This is a genomic window from Treponema sp. UBA7567, from assembly GCF_002476655.1.
GTDB lineage: Bacteria > Spirochaetota > Spirochaetia > Treponematales > Treponemataceae > Treponema_D.
This window is the reverse complement of record NZ_DLLH01000023.1, coordinates 1-19026: the sequence shown is the minus strand read 5'-3', so window position 1 is coordinate 19026 and position 19026 is coordinate 1. Positions and strand designations below refer to the sequence as shown.

General features: G+C 40.1%; 12 protein-coding genes. 5 read left to right on the top strand and 7 right to left on the bottom strand.

Annotated elements, in window-relative coordinates; genetic code table 11:
* Nucleotides 1–44 precede the first annotated feature (44 nt).
* Both B3Y13_RS02455 and B3Y13_RS02450 read left to right on the top strand, forming a co-directional pair.
* Entirely contained in the window at nt 45–1538 is a 1494-nt protein-coding gene (locus tag B3Y13_RS02455) for a glycine--tRNA ligase (RefSeq protein ID WP_296020264.1), read from the top strand.
* Nucleotides 1539–1565: 27 nt separating this feature from the next.
* Nucleotides 1566–2372, top strand: coding sequence for an aldo/keto reductase (locus B3Y13_RS02450; protein WP_296692491.1), 807 nt, complete (start codon nt 1566–1568; stop codon nt 2370–2372).
* A gap of 339 nt (nt 2373–2711) precedes the next feature.
* Here B3Y13_RS02450 and B3Y13_RS02445 read toward each other — a convergent pair whose 3' ends face one another.
* The 4 genes from B3Y13_RS02445 to lepB form a co-directional block, all read right to left on the bottom strand.
* Nucleotides 2712–3962 (bottom strand): HD-GYP domain-containing protein, encoded by a 1251-nt coding sequence (locus B3Y13_RS02445; RefSeq protein ID WP_296020257.1) that lies wholly within the window; start codon nt 3960–3962, stop codon nt 2712–2714.
* A 314-nt stretch (nt 3963–4276) separates the two neighbouring features.
* Nucleotides 4277–6175: a 6-hydroxymethylpterin diphosphokinase MptE-like protein gene (locus tag B3Y13_RS02440; RefSeq protein ID WP_296692489.1), complete on the bottom strand. Its 1899-nt coding sequence runs from the start codon at nt 6173–6175 to the stop codon at nt 4277–4279.
* Nucleotides 6156–8036, bottom strand: a complete 1881-nt coding sequence (locus B3Y13_RS02435) for a penicillin-binding protein (protein ID WP_349681355.1) — start codon at nt 8034–8036, stop codon at nt 6156–6158. Before B3Y13_RS02435 ends, B3Y13_RS02440 begins: the two co-directional genes overlap by 20 nt.
* Nucleotides 8027–8545 (bottom strand): signal peptidase I, encoded by a 519-nt coding sequence (gene lepB / locus B3Y13_RS02430; protein ID WP_296666792.1) that lies wholly within the window; start codon nt 8543–8545, stop codon nt 8027–8029. Before lepB ends, B3Y13_RS02435 begins: the two co-directional genes overlap by 10 nt.
* 43 nt (nt 8546–8588) lie before the next feature.
* On the opposite strand from lepB, the gene B3Y13_RS02425 reads away from it, so the two are divergent.
* Genes B3Y13_RS02425 through B3Y13_RS02415 form a run of 3 tightly spaced genes read left to right on the top strand, consistent with a single transcriptional unit; the run spans nt 8589 to nt 12240 of the window.
* Nucleotides 8589–9782, top strand: coding sequence for a M23 family metallopeptidase (locus B3Y13_RS02425; protein WP_296020250.1), 1194 nt, complete (start codon nt 8589–8591; stop codon nt 9780–9782).
* 5 nt (nt 9783–9787) lie between these two features.
* Nucleotides 9788–10030: a hypothetical protein gene (locus B3Y13_RS02420; RefSeq protein WP_296020247.1), complete on the top strand. Its 243-nt coding sequence runs from the start codon at nt 9788–9790 to the stop codon at nt 10028–10030.
* Nucleotides 10027–12240, top strand: coding sequence for a polysaccharide deacetylase family protein (locus B3Y13_RS02415; RefSeq protein ID WP_296692486.1), 2214 nt, complete (start codon nt 10027–10029; stop codon nt 12238–12240). The genes B3Y13_RS02420 and B3Y13_RS02415 overlap by 4 nt, the downstream gene beginning before the upstream one ends.
* On the opposite strand, the gene B3Y13_RS02410 is transcribed toward B3Y13_RS02415, so the two are convergent.
* The 3 genes from B3Y13_RS02410 to aroC form a co-directional block, all read right to left on the bottom strand.
* Nucleotides 12241–13689: a D-alanyl-D-alanine carboxypeptidase family protein gene (locus B3Y13_RS02410; RefSeq protein WP_296692482.1), complete on the bottom strand. Its 1449-nt coding sequence runs from the start codon at nt 13687–13689 to the stop codon at nt 12241–12243.
* Nucleotides 13690–13895: 206 nt separating this feature from the next.
* Nucleotides 13896–17711, bottom strand: a complete 3816-nt coding sequence (locus B3Y13_RS02405) for a pectinesterase family protein (protein ID WP_296692478.1) — start codon at nt 17709–17711, stop codon at nt 13896–13898.
* 104 nt (nt 17712–17815) lie between these two features.
* Nucleotides 17816–18925 carry a chorismate synthase gene (aroC, locus tag B3Y13_RS02400; RefSeq protein ID WP_296666804.1) on the bottom strand — a complete coding sequence of 370 codons (1110 nt, stop codon included), beginning with the start codon at nt 18923–18925 and terminating at the stop codon, nt 17816–17818.
* Nucleotides 18926–19026 lie beyond the last annotated feature (101 nt).

Below are 19026 nucleotides of genomic sequence, written 5' to 3'. Positions count from 1 at the left end.
ATTTTTAGTAACTGTCGCAAGCCAGTGACGGATTAGGAGATATTATGGCAAAAGACGAAAAGACTGCGGTTGATCCGCATGCATGTACGCTCGACAAAATCATTTCACTCTGCAAAAGACGTGGTTTTGTTTATCAGGCTTCGGAAATTTACGGCGGTCAGGCTGGTGCTTGGGATTACGGTCCTTTGGGTGTAGATTTTAAACGCAATATTCAGAATGCGTGGTGGAAAGAAATGACTCAGCTTCACGATGATGTTGTTGGTCTTGATTCTGCAATTTTCCAGCATCACACAACATGGAAGGCTTCTGGCCACGTAGATCATTTTTCAGACCCAATGGTTGACTGTCTTGAATGTCAGGCTCGCCACCGTGCAGATAAATTGATTGAAGATTTTGTCGCCGCAAATCCAGACAAAGATCCTGGAAAACCAGTTGATACAATGACTCACGAAGAAATGAAGGCTTATATCGATGCGAACATCGACTGTCCTGCCTGTCATTCAAAAAACAGAAAATATACGGCTGTCCGCGAATTCAATCTTATGTTCAAAACATATCAGGGGCCGATTGCCGATGAAAGTCATTTGATTTATCTTCGCCCAGAAACTTGTCAGGGAATTTTTACTGATTTTAAGAACATTGTGCAGTCAAACCGTATGAAAATTCCTTTCGGCGTTGCTCAGGTTGGCAAATCCTTCCGCAACGAGATCATCTTTAAAAACTTTATTTTCCGTACATGCGAGTTTGAGCAGATGGAAATGGAATATTTCTGTAAGCCAGGAACAGAAGATGAAACTTTTGAACGCTGGAGAAAAGAACGCTGGGCATTCTACCTTAAATACGGTATTGCAGAAAATCACTTGAAATGGCATCACCACGACAAACTTGCGCATTATGCAAAAGATGCTTACGATGTTACTTACAAATTTCCAATCGGTTTTGAAGAAGTTGAAGGCATTCACTCAAGAACAGACTTTGACCTTTCTCAGCACCAGACATTCTCTAAAAAAGATATGTCTTACATCGATCAGGAAGACGGAAACAAAAAATACATTCCTTATGTAATCGAAACATCTGCTGGACTTAACCGCAATTTCCTCATGTTCTTGTGCGAAGCTTACGAAGAAGAAAATGTCGGAAAAGACGGAAAAGAAGATTACCGCACAGTTCTTCATCTCGATCCTCGTCTTGCTCCTGTTACAGTTGCTGTTCTTCCATTGATGAAAAAAGACGGACTTTCAGAAAAGGCAAAGGAAATTCAGCATCTTTTAAAAGAAGATTTTGTTACAGATTTCGATACTTCTGGTACAGTTGGAAAACGCTATCGCAGACAGGACGAAGTTGGAACTCCTTTCTGTGTAACAGTTGATTACGATACAATTACCGAAAAGAAAGAAGACGGTTCTGCAAATGAACTTTTTGACACTGTTACTGTCCGCTTCCGCGACTCAATGGAACAGGAAAGAGTAAAACTCTCTGACCTGCACGCTTTCCTTTTTAACGCAATTAAAAATTACAAACCTGTTGTAAGAGATTAAAAAATAGGCTGCCGGAAAAATATTTTTTTGAATTATGTTTTTCTGACAGCCTTTGTTTCTGTTTTTATGGATTATGTAGCCCTAGGAAAATCTAATCTTCTCGTAAGCCGAACTGCATTGGGAGCAATGGCTTTAGCAAATGTTTCTGACGATGAGCAGGCTTCTCAAATTATAAGCAGTGCTTATGAAGGGGGAATAAATTTTTTTGACACGTCGCGGACAAGCGAAGAAAGCGAAAAACGCCTCGGAAGCGCCCTTCATGGTGCAATTAGAAAAGATATTTTTATAGCAACAAAAACACGAGCCTCTAATAACGATGAGCTTTTCCGTGATATTGAATTGAGTCTTGCCGCCTTAAAAACAGATTATATCGACCTTTACCAGTTGGATAATCCTTCTTTTTTGCCAAAATGCGAAGGAGAGGATAAAATCGTTGAAAAACTTTTGAACCTTAAAAAGCAAGGCATAATTCACCATATTGGAATTTGTACTGAAAATTTTGATATGGCGCGCAATTTATTGAATGGAAACGGTCCCTGGGAAACTTTGCAATATCCATTTAATCTTTTATGTCCTATCGAAGTTCAGGAACTTGTTCTTGACTGTCGCGAAAAAGACGTCGGTTTTATTGCAATGCAGCCGTTGTGTGGTGGCGTAGTCCAGAATATTCCTCTTGCGCTGGGTTTTTTTAGCCAATTTGATTCCGCAGTTCCTGTTTGGGGCGCTCACAGCCAGGAAGAATTACAGCAAATTCTATATTTTACAGAAAATCCACCGATAATTGACGAAAAATTTGAACAGGAACTCGAAAAAGCAAGATTCTTTTTTAATTAGTTTTGGACTTTTTTCCCTTTTTTTGTCATTATCGGGCTTGGTCCCGATAATTTACTGAAAAATTCCGACAGATGGAAATGACCAAAAAGAATTTTTTATGTCATTTTTTTTCTGGGGCTGAATCCGAAAATCGAATGTATATATTACAATTATTTAGAGATTGCTAACCGAGTTTACTATGCAAACATCGCAGTATCAAGCACGGCAATGTCATTTAGAGCTTTATTAGCCAATCTCCATGACACTTAAATTACTGTTCTTATCAAAACGCGACATTCGGGCTAAGTAGCTATTTTTAGCGAAACTCGAAATTGAGCCTAATTAGTTTTAAATTCTTCTTTATTTTTGAATATTCATCGTTTTGAGCATATCCTGAGTTTCCTGCTTGTTTAAAACCCGGACAATTTTGTTTTTGTCGTTGTCAGTCTGAATCGTAATTGGATTTCCAAAGGAATCTTTTTCGCCAAGGAGAGAAACAATCGGATTTCCTGGGGAATCTGGACTTGCGTCCGTAACTTGGGCAATTTTTCCGTTGACAAGGTAAACCCACGCTCCAATTGGAAAAAGCGAAAGAGAGTAGAGCAGCGCCTTGATTACGGTGTCGTCAAACTGTTTTCCTTCATTTTTAAGAATTTCGACCATGGCAGCATAAGAAGAGCGGGCCTGCCTAAAGTGTCTTGGAGCGGTAATTGCTTCAAAGGTGCATGCTACTCCAATAATCTTTGCAAAAATGTCAATTTGGCTTCCTTCAAGGCGGCGAGGGTAGCCTGAACGGTTTTCGCGCTCATGATGTTCCAAAATTCCAAGCTGAATTTGAGTTGGAAAATTGTTTTCTTTTGCAATGTTAAAGCCCAAAACTGCATGTGTCGCGAGTTTTTGTTTTTCTGACGGAGAAAGACGCCTGTCTGTCATATAAAGCTGTGGCGGAAGGCGAATTTGTCCAATTTCGTGCAGAATGCAGCAAACTCCCAAATCAACGATTTTTGAAAGAGAAAATCTAAGCTGAAGCGCAATTACAATTGCAATTACAGTCGAGCGCATGCTGTGGCTTATAAGATAGTTTTTTGTAATTGTGTCTTGAGAAGGCGTAATGCGCAGAACGTAGCGGCGGTTTTCTTTTATAAAAATGCACAGTTCTTTGACAGTTTCTGAAATTTCAGTGTAATTTAAAACTTTGTGAGTTGCATAGCGTGTATAGACGGCGGTTATGTAATTCATGTATTCGTTATAAACAGTTTGAACAACGTCCATCCGCGATTTTTCATTGTTTGCAAGGCTTGCTTTTGCGTCTTTAATTGCTTTTTTTGCATTTTCGCCAATCTTTGGCTTTTTATCCGAATCGTCCAGTTCAAGATCGTCAATAGAAACATTTTTAAAATCTGCCGGATCTGCTTTTACAGGAACAGAAATTTGTCCAACTCCCTGCGAGCCTTCTGAATAAACGGCTTTAAATCCCCATTCAAGAAGCGTTTTTTTTAGAGAATCCGTAAACGGGCACAAAGAGTTTAAAAGCAAAAAATTTTTATCAATAAAAAGGTCGCGGTTAAAGAATGTGTTTTCTTTTATTGTCGAAACTGGAAACGAATTCATATTGGTATTATCGGCAGAATTCAGCAGATTATTAAATTTTTATTGGGTGGCTTTTTGTTTCGCTCCGCTTCACAAAAACCGGGCTGTCCGTGGCTACGGCGTCTTGCGCGCCTCCGGTGCTTTGCACACGCTTCGCGTCCACTACCATCCCTGCCACAAAACAAAAAAAGAGAAGAAAACTTTCACTTTTTCTTCTCTTTTTTACATGGAAAGCCGGTTATTCGGCGCGTCTTTTATTTTTACAGGGCGTCTGGATGTTTGAAAAGCCTAAAAAGGTTTTTCACGTCCTGTTGTTTCAACCAAAGACATTTATATTATCGTTCCTTTGTAAATTCGACTTTAGTGTTTTTTGAAAAAAAATCATTTTTTTGCAAAAATTGCTGATACTGGCGCACGGATTTCATCAATTCTTCGTATACAATTTTTGAACGTGAAAAAACTGCGGAGGTTTTGTCTTTTGGTAAAACTTGTGAACCGAAAAGTTCGTTGAGTTTTGCTTCAGTCGGAAAAACAAGCGAGGCAATTTGTGTAAACTGAGAATTTCTTAGTTCAAAATCAGTTTGCTCAAGAGATTTTAGCGCCTTTTGAATTTTTTCTGTAGAAAGATTTTTGTCGGAAATTGTTTTTTCGCAGGTAAAAAACGCTTTTCTTGCAAGCGAGTAAAGGTTTTCAAGGCCATTTTTGAGTTCTTCAAATGCAGCGTTAAAATTTTGCAAAAGTTTTTGCTGTCCGCAGTCTGATTTTCGAGATTTTTTTTCGGCTTCAAAAAACTGGTTGCGAAGGCTTATCTTTTCGTCCTGCTTAAGCAAAGTCTGGACGTCTGCGCAGTAAAATCCTGGAATTTTTAGGGAAGTTTTGCTGAGCGAAAAAGAGGTCGTTTCAGGATATTTTTGAGTCTGGCTTTCAAACCACCATGCAAACATCTTCATTTTTGAATCCGTAACAATTGTGTTTTTTTCGTAATCTTGTCCTAAAACCGGATTTGCCGCAAAAATTGAAGTTGCAAGCATTTTTTCGGCAGAATTCAACCTTGTGCTTGAAAAATGCGCTTTTTCTTCAAAAAGAGAACCACGGATATGTGTATTTTTTTTTGGATAACCTAAATCAAGTCCTGCGCAATAAATTTCTTTTGCGCCGATTATCCTGCAAAAATCCCAAGCCGTTGTGGCAACTGAGCCTCCGCTTCCAAGTTTTCCTTTGTGACCGAGTTTTGCTTCAAAATACTGACCGAGCGGAAAAAGTGATGAGCACAAAACTGTTTTTCGGCAGTTAAAACGGTAAACTGCCGGGCAGACGGCGGATTCCGTAATCAAAACGCTGGACTTGCTTTTAAGCCCTGCAATGTGCCTGTAGGCGTAGTATTGCGGATCGGTAAGGACAATAAAATCTGGTTCAACCTCTGCTTTTAGGCAGGCGCTCAGGGCAGTGTCGACTGCAACTGTCAGACAGCGTTTTTTTAATTCTTTTAAAAAAGGCAGAATTTCTGAAAGTCCTGGACCTGCGGCAATCAAAAGACAGGGCAGGTCTTGTGGACAGACATTTTTGTAAATGTTTATTCCGTCCAAAATGGCCAAAAACGGCAGGTTAAAGCAGGAATTTCTTAGCCAAAGCTTTGAAAATTTTTCGAGTGTAGAACTGTTTATTTTTTCTTTTTGCTGATTGCGCTCAAAAAGGAAATGAAGTGATTCAAAATATTCTTTTGAATGTTGAGACTGCGCTTTGTTTTCTATGAGCGCGGTGTGTGAAAATGGCGCAGAATGTTCTGTCAGAGTAATTACATCGTGGAGTTCTGCCTGTAAAAGAACAATCAGTTTTTTGTGCTTAAGCAATGGTTCGAAATCTGTATATTTTAAGGCTGCAAAAAAATATTGAGGTTCTGGTTCTACAATGATTATCGAATCTTCAGGAAAACTTTTTGCCCATTCTAAAGGGGCGTAGCCAAGTCCCATTGAAAAAAAAACGGCGCATTCTGTCTGTTCTGTTTTTGCATTTTTGACGGTTGAAACAGCTTCTTTTTTTGGCGCATACGATGAATGAAGAAAAATTCCGTTTTCTTTGGCGGTAAGTTCTCCGTTTTTTGAAATAACGACTTGCCAAAAAGCAAAATCAGGTTCTTTTTGTTCATTTAGAGGAAAAGTTTTTTCGAGTTGTTCTGCCAGAAAAGAAAAACGTGCTTTAAAAAGAGAAATGTTTTTATTCCAAAAAGAGTTCAATTTCGGTGTCCTGTGTGAGCGGAACTCCAGGTTCAGGCGTCTGAGCGGTAACCCATCCTTCGCCGTTGATTTTAATTTTTAAATCAGAGCGGTTTAGCAATGGCAGGAGGTTTCTCTTTGGAAGTCCCTTAAAATTCGGAACTGTCTTGTCGATTTGAATTTCCGCATTGTTTTGAATTTTTATAAGTCCTGAATGTGCAAGGCTCGACGCTCCTCCTCGGCTCATCCCCAAATGGTCGATTATTATGCTTGCCGCTTCGCCAATAACAGGAGCAACAATTCTTCCAGCGTAAGTTTCGCCTTTTGCCTTTTCAATTACAATATAGAGTATTATTTCCGGATTTTCGGTCGGAAAAATTGCAATACAGTTAGAGATAAAGTCTGTTTTTGAATATCCTCCGTTTACAGGATCTGCCATTTGTGCAGTTCCTGTTTTTACACCGATTGAAATATCGCTCAAGTTTGCTCTTGAGCCAGTTCCTGTCTGTGCAACAGTTTGCATGCAGCTCAAGATATATTTTGAAGTCTGATTGTTTATTATCTGCGGTTTAAAATTTGGAGAATGGATGTATTCTTCAATTCCAGCCTGGTTTGTAATTTTTTTAATTAAAGTAAGTTGAACCGGAATTCCGCCGTTTGCAATTGCAGTTGCGGCTTCGACCATTTGCAGCGCACTTACGGAAATCTCCTGTCCGATTGCAATTGTCGGCTTTGAGCGGGCAGACCAGAATCTGTCGCTGGTATTGCGGACTGCGCCTGCTGTTTCTCCGGGAAGCTCTACTCCTGTTTTTGAGCCAAAACCAAAACTTCTCAGTCTGGACAAAAACTGTTCACTTTCAATTTTTTCAGACATTTGAGCCAAAGCATCGTTGCACGAAAATTTGAGCGCTTCTCTGGCGGTAATCCAGCCGTGGTGGTCAAGACAGGTGATTCTTATTCTTTCGCCGCTGGAAGTCTTTTTTTCGTAAATTCCATCGCAATAAAAAGTGTCATTTTCAGAAATCGCGCCTGAGTCAAAAAAAGCCGCAATTGAAAAAATTTTAAAAACAGAACCGGGTTCATAACTTTCGGTTGCCGGCAAATCTTTCATTTGGGCGGGAGTTGCCTTTGAATACTGATTTAAATCTGCCGATGGAAGTGAAATATAAGAAATAATTTCTCCAGTTTTTGCTTCTGCTGCAATCATCATCAAGCTTGCCGCATGAGTCCGTTCAATTGCATTTTGCGCAATTTTTTCCAATTTGAACTGAAGATTTGCATCAATCGTCAGATAAATATTTTTCCCTTCAACATCAATCGGAGCGTCTGGATTTACAGGAGGTGAAAGCAGGTTTTGTTCTGTGTATTCAATTCCTGTAAGCCCTGTTCCGTCGCTCCCCATGTAGCCGATCACCTGGCTGGCAAGTTCCTTTTCTGGATAAATCCTTCCTGGAACTCTGTCAAACCTGACCGCCGAAAAAAGTCCATTTTTGTCCGTAATTTCTTTTAAAATTTCATAATCGTTTTGGTCGATTTTTTTCTTGAGGTAAACAAAATTTGAATCTGCGTTGGAAGAAATTGTGTTTGCCAGCTGATGCTCATCAATTTTTAGAACTGGCGAAAAAAGTTTTACAAAATTTCCCAAGTCTTTGATTGCAGAAGGCGTTGCTCCTACGTGATAAAAATTTGTCGGAACAGCAAGAGGTTTCCCATTTTTGTCTAAAATAGAGCCTCTCTGCACAAGCGGAGAATAAGTTTTTGTTTCCGGTGTTTTTTTTAAGGCAAGAACTGCATATTTGAAGAAAATATAACCTGCAAACAGCGCTATAACGATGCAAAATATCAAAACCCGTCTTTTGTTGAAGTATTCGTTCATTTGCATAAAACTTTTCCCAACACATTTTTTACAGAAACAAAACCGTAATCACGCGAGTCAACCGAAACTTCATAATTGTCGCCGACAGCCAGTATATAACCTTCTGGAACCTGAGCTGCGTCTTTTAGCCGCATATACTGGCTTTCTGTAAGCGGAATTTCATTGTCTCCAACTTTTACAGTATACACTGGATTTGATGAATATTCTAGTGACTGTCCTTCGCAGGCAACGCACCTTTTTACGACTATTTTGTTGTTATATAAATAAATGACGACATCGCCAGCTTGAGGCTCCTTCCATTGAATCAAAAGCGAGTTTGAAAAAGGCTTGATAATTCCGTAGGCGAGTTTGTTTACAACGACAGTTGATTTGTCGTGAATCGCGCTTTCCATAGAAGTTCCGGAAACGTGAAGAACTTCAACCGCAAAAAGTTTAACGATAAAACCCAAAAGAAGACCGCAGCAGGTTATAAAAATTATAGATTTATTTGTTGAGGATAAATTTGACTTAGACATCTTTTTTCTAATATAACGAATTTTGCGTTCCGATAATAGACGTATGCAGATAATCAGTTATGTTGGCAGCTCTCCAAAATCGAGAAGCTCTGCCAGAACCAAAAGTTTACTTTTAAAATTCAGAAGAAAGGCTTTTAAGTTTTCGGAGTTTGAACATTCTAAAAAAGCTTTTTCAGGAGCGCGCTCTAATCCTGCTTTTGCGGTTTCTGTTCCCTATGTAAATTTCAGGAGTCTGATTCGTCCTGCGCGCTTAAAAAGAATCTGCATTTTTTTGTTGCTTTGTCTTTTCGTTCCTTATTTTTCTGTAAAAATTTTAAACTATTCTCAAGCTTTTACAGGTCCTTTAAAAATGGGAGAAACTTTTTCGAGTGAAATTGAAACTTTGAACAGCGCAATGTCAAAATTCGCAATGACATCTTCAGAAGCAAGTTTTGACGAAAACGGAAATGTTCTTTCTGACGATGGAAAAATCCTTACGCCAAGTTCTGTAGGACTGGCAAAGGCGATTTCTTATCAGTCGTACAAGGTAAAGAGCGGCGATACAATTAGTTCGATTGCCTTAAAATTTGGTCTTACAAATATTTCGACTTTGATTTCTGTAAACGGAATCGACAATGTCCGGACTCTTATGGCAGGGCAGAAAATTCGTGTTCCAAACCAGGATGGAATTGTTTATACGATTTCAAAAGGCGATTCTTTAAATTTGCTTTCTGTAAAATATCATGTGAGCGTTGAAGAAATTCTTGATGTAAATGAACTTGCAGATGAAACTCTTTCAATTGGCAAGGAACTTTTTATTCCTGGCGCAAGAATGGATTCTGCGTCCCTAAAAAAAGCTATGGGCGAACTTTTTATCTGTCCGATTTCCCAAAGTTATAAAATTTCAAGTTATTTTGGCCGCCGCGCAGATCCTTTTACTGGAGTTCCTTCAAATCATACCGGAGTTGACCTTGCCTGCCCGACGGGAACTCCTGTAAATGCCACAATGAGCGGAAAAATTGTTCAGCTTGGCTGGAGCAATATCTTCGGAAATTATGTTATAATCAATCACGGAAACGGTTATCAGACTCTTTACGGCCATATGTCAAAAATTTTGTGCCGGAACGGTCAGAATGTGAGCCAGGGAACGAGAATTGGACTTGTTGGTTCAACAGGATATTCAACTGGACCTCATCTGCATTTTACGGTCTACAAAAATGGCCGTCTTGTTGATCCTTTGTCATTGCTGAAGAGGTAAAGAAAATGAAAGCGGTTTGTGTTTGCGGTTGCTGCGGAAGAACTATTGATAAAGAATTTCTTTATTGTCCATGGTGCGGTCAGGAAAAAATGCACGGTAAAAAAGATTCATTTGAAGCGATATTCAAAAATCTTGAAGAGAAACAGGCGGAAGACAGGGCAAGACGCGTTGTTGCTCTTGAGCAAAAGCTTGACGCTCTTGACCGCGACCTTTCGATTCTGGCTCTGAGCGTGGAGATGGCTAAGTGAAAAAAATAAAAAAAATTTTGTCAGCCGTTTTTTTTTCAATCTCATTTTGCGCTTTTTCGGAAATTTCATTTGAAAATCCTGAGATCAACTCTCAGGATAAAATTCTTTTTACAATAAAACAAAGCATTGCCGGAAGCCCGTCTTATTCAACTGCTTTTTCTGCCGATGCAAAAACTCTTTTGACTGCAAAAATTTTAACCTGCTATCCAGAGAAAATGGAATTGCTTTCAAAAGGTTCTGTTTTGCAGGTTAGAAACAGATGGGGAACCGCAAGATATTCATTTTCGGATTCGACTCTTTCGTGGATTTCGCGTGCGGATTCAATTCCAGAAACTGCGCAGATTTTAAGTCCGCAGATTGCAAGTCCAGACGGAAAATGGCTCTGCTACATAAAGAAAACTGGAATTGCAGAAGGTGAACTGATTTTAAAAAACGCTTCGACTTTGCAAGAAACTGTTTTAGACAAGAAGGCACAGCTGGATTACGAGAAAATTCCTGTAAAATGGAATTCTGACAGCTCTATTTTTGTGTACGAAAAAAACGGCAATGTTTATTTTTGTGAGCCGAAAGTTGCCTTTCAAAAAGTTCAGCTTGCCGAAAAATTTCGGCTGATCGGTCGCGGAAACATAAATTCTGTCTGCTGGGCAAATTCAAAAAATTTAATTTATATTGCACGCGATTTAATTTATAGAATCAGTTCAAATGAACTTTATACGCGCGGTCTTTATTCTTCTGTTATCGAACCAGGAATAGTCTGTGGCCGGCTTCCTGTAATTTTTGACGAAGAGCATGATGAATTTTCAGTAAACTCAAAGGCTTCGGCGATTATTTTTATTCAATCTAAAAAAATCATAAGTCTTTTTAAATTGAACGAGTCTGGCTTTGAATATGTAAATCCTGTCGTTTCAAAAACTGCGACTGGAGCCGGGGGAACCGTAACTGCCTTAAAAGTTTTTTGGACAAGCGACACAAAATGCGTTTTATGGCTCAACTTGCTTTCTTACGAAAACGGTGCGCAAATATCGGCATTTTACAGCCTTGGAAGCGAATTGAAATTCCTTTCTTCAACAGATTCTGTAATCGAGCCTCAGCTGTCGCCCGACGGAAAAAAAATCTGCTTTGCAAAGGAAAATTCTCTTTTTGTTTTTGAATCAAATACCTGGACAGAAGTTGATCATCTTTCCGGAGAAAAAATTGTTTCGTTTGTCTGGGGAACAGATTCTTCGGTTTATGTTGGCGGAGAATCTACCGTAAAAAAATGGCAGCTTGGTTCAGAAATCGAAAAATCATCGGTTTTGTTTCTTTCCGCCGCGTCAAAAGTTTTTTGGAAATCTGACACTGTTGTTTTTGCAGCAGATGCCGTAAAAAAAGATGTTTTTTATGAATTTGATGAATTGAAGGGAAGTTGGACAAAATCTATCGAGCCTCTTGCTGTTGCTTCTGGTTCTGTTCAAAACGGAAAATTCCGCGTTTATACAGGAAATGCTGTAAATTCAAATTTTAAAAACGCGCTTTTTGTGCGCACTCTTTCAGGAAAAGCAGTCACAAAAGCTTATTTTCCGCAGACAATGGAAAAAAGACAGGTTCCTGCAAAAATAATTCTTGCAGTCGATGCGCTTGATGATGCTTCCGGTTTGAGTTCTATTCTTTATGTCTTAAAAAAATACAAAATTCCTGCAACATTTTTTATAAATGGAGAATTTATTCGCCGTTATCCAAAAGAAACCGTTCAGATTGCAAAAAGCGGTTACGAATGCGGCTCAATGTTTTTTACGGCATTGGATTTGACATCAAAAGATTTTGTTGTTGACGAAGACTTTGTCCGCCGGGGACTTGCACGCAACGAAGATGAATTTTTTCAGGCAACAGGAAAAGAATTGAGCCTTCTGTGGCATGCACCGTTTTATAAGGCGGATTTCGAAGTAAAAAAAGCTGGAAAAAACTGCGGATACTCTTATGTCGAAGCAGGCCGCTTTAGTTTGGACACAATCACTCTCGAAGAAGCAGCCCGCGGAAAACCCGGTTATCTTTCGGCTTTGGAACTGGTTTCGTTTTATGCTCAAAATCTGGAAGACGGTTCTGTAATTCCTGTATGCGCAGGTCTTTCAAAAGGCACAAGAAGCGACTGGCTTTACGAAAAGCTTGACCTTCTTGTAAGCCTTCTTTTAAGCAATGGCTATGAGTTTGTAGCTTTTAACGAAAGCCTTTAATCAGCGGATTCTCAGACATGCGAGTTTTCCACAAAATTGTCCCCAAAGTCCCGCTTTTTGCGCGGTTCTGTCGGCAACTAGAGGAACAGTTTCTAAGACAGTGTTTCCGAGTTTGTACTGAATCTGTCCGTAAACGGCTCCAAGTTTTGTTCCTCCGTAGATGCATTTTGGAAGCTGAATTTCGGCAATAACGTTTTCTGCGTCTTCTGCCGCAGTTTGAGAACTGATGTGCGGAACTGTAACCGCATTTGTCCAGGCAGGAACAAGGTTTACGAATTTTGTTTTTGCTCCTGGAACTGCAACTGGATAATTTTTTTGAATTTTATTTTCAGGAATGTAGTCGGCAAACGAAGAAAAAGCCCATTCCATAAGGGTCGTTCCGTCTTTTACGCGGTAAAAATTTCCCTGTTTAGAGCCAGTTCCCGGTCCTTTCATCGTAACAGACAAAAATCTTACTCCGTTCCGTTTTGCCGTCAAAGCAAGATTGTAACCGCTCTCGTAAATAAATCCTGTTTTTAGCCCGTCGCAACCTTCCATTTTTCCAAGAAGCGGATTTGTGTTTCTTTGGTAAATTGCCGTTGAATCTCCTTTTGCTTTTTCCCAGCTCGGAAGATTTTTTTCGAGAGGGTAGAGAATTTCTTTTGCGCTGTGATAATCCCTCAAGCTTTCCGGATAACGGTTTATATAAATTCTGCAGAATTCGGCAAGTTCGCGCGCAGTTGTAACATTTTTTTCTGAATAACCGCTTGGCTCTTCAAAATGAGTGTGAGTCAGGCCCAAAATTTTTGCTTCATAGTTCATTCTTGCAACAAAATCTTTAGTACTTCCAGAAATTTTATATGCCAGCGCAAGGGCCGCATCGTTTCCCGAAGCCACAGCAAGCCCGGTCAAAAGTTCACGAACCGTAACAATCTGCCCTTGTCCTAAAAACATAAGGCTTGCGTCAGACGGCATATTTATTGACCAGCTGTTTTCTGGCGGAGAAACAAGTTCGTCCAGAGAAAGGTTCCCGTTTTCGATTTCCTTAAAAACAATGTACATTACAAAGAGCTTTGTAATCGAAGCCGGAGGAATGACTTCATCCGCATTTTTTTCAAAAAGAATGCAGCCATTTTTTGCATCGACAAGAATTGCCGCCCCTGAATCAACTTCCAAATCTGCAGCAATAATCGGATACGGAAGAGGTTTGAGCGATTCGCTGCGTTTTAGAGAGTAGGTTTGGTTTAAAAAAGCATTTAAAGAAGCGGTTTGCTCTTCCGAAAGAGGCTTTACGTTCTGCGTTTTAAAAAACGATGCCGACCATAAAAAAAAGACTGCCGTCAAAATTGCAATAGTTAGAAAAGCTGTTCCCAAAACAGCGAAAATTTTTTTAGAATTTTTTGGATTTTTTTTGTCAGAATTGCGTTTTTTTAAATCAAAATCGGATAAGTCAATGTTAGAAAATTTCATTTTTATATTTTACAGTAAATGTGGCAAAGTGGGCAAATGGGCTTTAAAATTGCAAAAAAACTTCCGGCCGTAAATTTTTGACCGGAAGCCTAAAAATTTTCGGGGCGGTTTAACGGGCTGTCCGTACTTCCGCTTTCGCTCCATCCTCCTCGGCTAAAGCCTGCGGTGGATTGCTACGCAAGTACTTCCATCCCTACCGCAAAAAACTATTTTCCAAGACTGTCCATTACGCTCTGTTCGTAGCGGGTCCAGTATTTGTCATAGCTTTCCATTTTTCCGTCCTGATCAACAGTAAACATAATTTTTCCGTCGCTGTTTTCGCCCATTGCATTTTTCGGATGTATAATGCTTGGTGCAAGCGCAGGAATTACCTTTTTAATTTCTTTTGCAAATTCACCTGCAATTACAAAACCGCCGAGTTTATTGTTATGTGTTGAATCTCCGGCAAACATAAGCTCTTTTGCTTCAATTTTGTTTCCGCAGTCAGAATATGCTTTTTCGTAGAGATTTTTTGTAATTTCAAAACCGTCAATCAAAAGAATTTTCTTTTCTTTTGCAAGCTGGCGAACAGCTTCTACATAAGCGTTGTTTCTTGTAATCTGAGTTTTTGTCGAAGTGTCTTTTGAGTCGTGGTGAGGAGTGATTCTTCCTTTTCCGTCAAAGTACATTCGGCTTACAGGCGTTACGAGCACAGGAGTTGCTCCTGCTTCGAGCGCAACATTTACGTACTGCATAAGATACCATTTGTAAGTTCCGCCGCAGTCATAAGAATAGAACGAATTTCCGTATTTTTCAAAATAACTGTCTGGAGTGCGGACTTTTTTTCCTTCATGGATCGGGTAAATTCCTTTTTTATTTGGTTCTCCAAGAGGAACGTAGCGGTCTTCGAGGTATCCTGCTCCGTTTGAGCAGTCATTGTGTCCAAATTGAATAAAAAGATAGTCGCCTTTTCCAATCTGCTGTCTGATTTTTTCCAGCGAGCCTTCGTTTATAAAGTTGCGGCTTGAGCGTCCTCCGTTTGCGTAGTTTTGAACTTCAACGGCGCCGTTAAAGAAGCACTGCAAGAATTCTCCCCAGGCTCCCTCGTTTCTTGTCTGACCGTTGTTCCACATTCCGAGCGCAGAATAATCTTTACAAGTCGAGTCAGAGGCAAGGAAAACATTTACCTTTCCTTCTGCACGCGGACGAACTGCCGTTGCTTTTGAAGGAATTGCATAGCCTTCGTTAATCTTTTTGTCCAGTTCTACAGTTACAGTTTTTCCTGCTTTGCCTGAGCGGTTCATTGGCGTAATTACAGCTTTTAAGTTGAATCCAGAATCTGCTCTTGAAATAAGATAAGTTTTGTCGGCAAAACCAGTGCTCTGTTTTATGAGTGTGTCTTTTTTATCTTTTGTCCTAAACCACTGGATCAGAGAACAGTCTTCTCCTGAACCGTTAAATTCGTAATGAAGGGTGATTGTGTGTCCAGGATAAGGCGTATTTATGTCGTCATCTGTTGTAAAACTTGCTTTTTTGATTTTTACTTCGGACGGCTTTGGCGCAGAATAAGCTACAGGTGTCCAGCCGATAAAATAATTTGAAGGACTGTAAGCTCCTGCATCCGCAATGATTTTTCCGCCGTCGCGATGGCTTACATCAACGCCTGTATTGTCCCACATTGAATTATATTCAAAGAAATTTGCATTTTTAGGTTTGTTTCCGCTCATACTCGTCCAGCCCTGCGGATTTATAATTCCTTCGTATGCAAAAATCGTATTTACAAATGCAACGCTTGCTTTCGGTCCCCATGGTCTTCCGAAGTAGCCCGGAGCTTGCATATTGTTCTGGTCTGCATTGATTATGCAGTTATAGAACAGATAGCCTTTTTCTTTTGCATTGCGGGCTGCGGTTAAATATCCGCTGTTTTTTGAATCAGAATATCCAGCCCAAACAATCTGACAGTTTTCAAAAACAACATCGCCGTCACCAAAAATAAAGTCGGTATTGCCTTCGATATAGCAGTTTTTGTAATACTGTCTTGAATCTGCTCCTGTGTAGAGAGTGTCCTGAGAACCCAAGAATTTACAGTTTACAAATTCAGCCTGGTCCGCTTCTGTACAGATTGCAGACGCGCGCTCTGTCGCCGCCTTTGACTGAACATCGGAATTGAGCTTTCTTACAAATGCAATTGTAGTTCCGTCTGGTTCTACACCGTCCTTTAATTCTTCGGCGGTAACATATTTGTTAAACGAAGTTTCAAAAGTAATTCCTTCTGCGCGGAAAAATTTTGCATCTTTTTTTACGTAAGTTGCAACTCCCCACTTTGCTACGCTTTTCTTTTCAAATTTGTCATAGGCTCTCTCTTCATCGTAGTAGCCATTTAAATCTGCCGAATAATAATTGTATCCGATTCCATAATACCAGGTGAGCTTTACTTCCTGAGTTGGAGTGTCATTTTTCAGGGTAATGTATGGAGTGTCGATTATAACCTGGTCGCGGTAAATTCCCGGAGCAATATGAATTGTAATTCTGTCGGCTTCTGATTTTGGAGCCATTGCATGAGCGGCTTTTACAGCCTGTTTTACAGATGAATAGTCCTGTTTTTTGCCTCCAACGTAAATGTCCTTTTTGAGAGGAATTTGATTTACGGTTTTGTCTTTTGAGCTCATCAAAATATCTTTTGTAACGTTTGAGCCGGAAACAGAGATGTGATTCATTGTCGCAGTTTTTTCAGTTTCGCATAAAACTTCGTAATTTCCGTCGCGGAGTTTTGTTCCGTAAATTCCGTTTGCGGCTGCTCCAGTATAAGTGTAGCCGTCTTCAAGATTTTTGAATGAAATAGATGAAGGCATGATTGAAGTGTCGCCGATGAATTTTCCGTTTACATCGTAGACTGGCTTTAATTCAACTTGAATGTCCTTTGTAAAAGCCGCAGTTCCTTCAAAAATCGTGTCTTTCGCTACTGTGTAATCGTTTGCGCCTTTGAGAGAGACTGTGTATTGAACGGCAGGCTCAAGTTCGCCCTTAAAAGAAAAATCTCCGCTAGTATTCTGAATTTCGATTTCTACTGGAAGATAAAGAGAATTTGCCGGAGGAGTCATTATGAGTTTTGCAGATGATGAAGAAAAATCTTTTGCAAAACCGCTGATTTTTCCATCGGCGATGTAAGTTTTCATTTCTGAAGCAGCGAGGTCTTTTTTGAAAGAAGCCTGTGCGTCCTGGGAAATTGAAATCTGTTTTGTGTCTGCCGAAATTCCAAATCCTTTAACGCCTTCCAAAACCGCCGTAAATGTAAATCCTGCCGGAAGACGTGTTGTGTAGCTTCCGCCAGAAATTGTTGCCGGAAGCTGCTGCTTTGTTTCTGAAACGACGAATTTTAATTCACCTTTTGAATGAAGCCCTTTGATTGAACCGTTTACATTTACGCCAGGAGTGCGTGTAATGCGGTAATAAACTGGTTTTGCGCCTGTTGCTTCGCAGTAAACTTTATAAGAGCCGTCAGAAACTGCAATGTAAGACCATCGTTTTGACTCTCCGTTGAGCCATGCGGATTCGTCCTGAATGCCGTTTTTTTCGCCAGATTCGCTTACAGATACGAAGTGAATTTTATCTTCTGAACCGTTTGAGGCCCGTCCGTAAAAAGTAACAATGTCACCAGCCTTTACGTTTCTTAAAAGCAGGTAGCGTTTTGATTCTCCTCCTTTTCCGTTGCAGTAATAAATCCCGTCAGAAATATAGCCGTCGCTAAATTCAAAAGAAGAATAGCCTTGGGTTCCATAATTTTTTGAACCATTGTAATAGGCGCGGTCATTTTTTTCGGTTTTTAAAGTAAGATCTCCAAAAGTGTATTCACCGGCTTCGAATTTTCCGTCTGCGGCAAGTCCCGAAAGATTGTCTAAATCGGAAATTTTAATGTGATTGACAGCATTTTTTTCTTCAACGCCACCAAAATCCCAGACATCAACTTTGCGGGTCTGGGCAGATACCGAAACAGCTGCCAAAAAAGCCAGAACCATTGCGGCAATTTTGAAACATTTTTTCATAATAACTCCCATTTTTTTATAAAAATTTTGCACTATAATTATAACAGTGTTTTTATAAAAGTGTAGTGAGAATTACGATGAATTTTTGAAAAAAACGACGGAACTTATATTCTTCCGGCTTTGTTCTGCAAGAATAAATCACAGAGGGTGACAGCTGTCATGGCTTCGATTACAGGAACAATCCTTGGACAAAGGCAGACATCGTGGCGTCCTTCGATTTTGAGGTTTTCGTTATGAAATTTGCCGTTTTCGTCAACAGAAACAGTTTGCTGCTCTTTAAAAATTGAGGGAACTGGTTTTACGGCAACTCTGAAGAAGATTTCGTTTCCGTTGGAAATTCCTCCTAAAATTCCGCCGGCATTGTTTGTTAAAAATTCAACCTTTGAGCCGTCAGAATTTACACGCATAATGTCGTTATTTTTGCTTCCTGTTAAATCGGCGGCTTCAAAGCCTGCGCCAAATTCAATTCCTTTAACTGCGCCTATGCTTAAAATTGCGTGTGCCAAAAGCGCATCAAGCTTGTCAAAAACACATTCTCCCAAACCTGCTGGAAGTCCTGTTACACTGCAGGCGATTATTCCGCCGGCAGAATCTCCATTTTTGCGGAGTTCCTCGATTTTTTCGTTCATTTTTGCCGCTGCGTCGTTGTCCGGGGCGCGAAGGGCATTCTGCTCAATCTGCGAAAAATCTATTTTTTGAATGCTGATTCCTGCCGCGCGCTGAGTGTAAGCGGTAATTTTTATTTGCGGGCAGAAGTGTTCAAGCACCTGTCTTGCAACTTCTCCAGCGGCGACGCGGACAGCGGTTTCTCTTCCAGAGCTTCGTCCGCCGCCACGGTAATCTCTAAAGCCATATTTTAAAAAATATGATAAATCCGCATGTCCTGGTCTAAATGTATTTGCAAGGTTTGAATAGTCTTTTGAGTGCTGGCTTTCGTTGCGGATTATAAAGCCGATGGAAGTTCCTTCTGATTTTTCTTCAAAAACGCCGCTTAAAATTTCTATTTTGTCGGATTCTTTTCGGGCTGTGACAGAAGCGTTTGCCTGGCCGCCTGCGCTTTGTCCTGGTTTGCGTCTGTCGAGCGCCGTCTGAATTTTTGTCTGGTCGATTTTTATTCCGGCTGGAACTCCGTCGATTATTCCGCCGAGCGCAGGACCGTGGCTTTCGCCGAAAGTTGTGATTTTAAAAATTTTACCAAAAGTATTTCCAGACATAGTTTTTTGCTCCAAATTTTATTTCGTAAGAATAGCATAATTGAAGATTTTGGGCAAAGAAAAAAAATACGATTAAAGCGCACGACCGGGCCTTATAGCCC

Bases quoted from the DNA above. Each gene is read 5' to 3' on its own strand.
- B3Y13_RS02455 (WP_296020264.1), top strand. From the start codon at position 45: ATGGCAAAAGACGAAAAGACTGCGGTTGATCCGCATGCATGTACGCTC.
- B3Y13_RS02445 (WP_296020257.1), bottom strand. From the start codon at position 3,962: ATGAATTCGTTTCCAGTTTCGACAATAAAAGAAAACACATTCTTTAAC.
- B3Y13_RS02435 (WP_349681355.1), bottom strand. From the start codon at position 8,036: ATGCAAATGAACGAATACTTCAACAAAAGACGGGTTTTGATATTTTGC.
- lepB (WP_296666792.1), bottom strand. From the start codon at position 8,545: ATGTCTAAGTCAAATTTATCCTCAACAAATAAATCTATAATTTTTATA.
- B3Y13_RS02425 (WP_296020250.1), top strand. From the start codon at position 8,589: ATGCAGATAATCAGTTATGTTGGCAGCTCTCCAAAATCGAGAAGCTCT.
- B3Y13_RS02420 (WP_296020247.1), top strand. From the start codon at position 9,788: ATGAAAGCGGTTTGTGTTTGCGGTTGCTGCGGAAGAACTATTGATAAA.
- B3Y13_RS02410 (WP_296692482.1), bottom strand. From the start codon at position 13,689: ATGAAATTTTCTAACATTGACTTATCCGATTTTGATTTAAAAAAACGC.
- B3Y13_RS02405 (WP_296692478.1), bottom strand. From the start codon at position 17,711: ATGAAAAAATGTTTCAAAATTGCCGCAATGGTTCTGGCTTTTTTGGCA.
- aroC (WP_296666804.1), bottom strand. From the start codon at position 18,925: ATGTCTGGAAATACTTTTGGTAAAATTTTTAAAATCACAACTTTCGGC.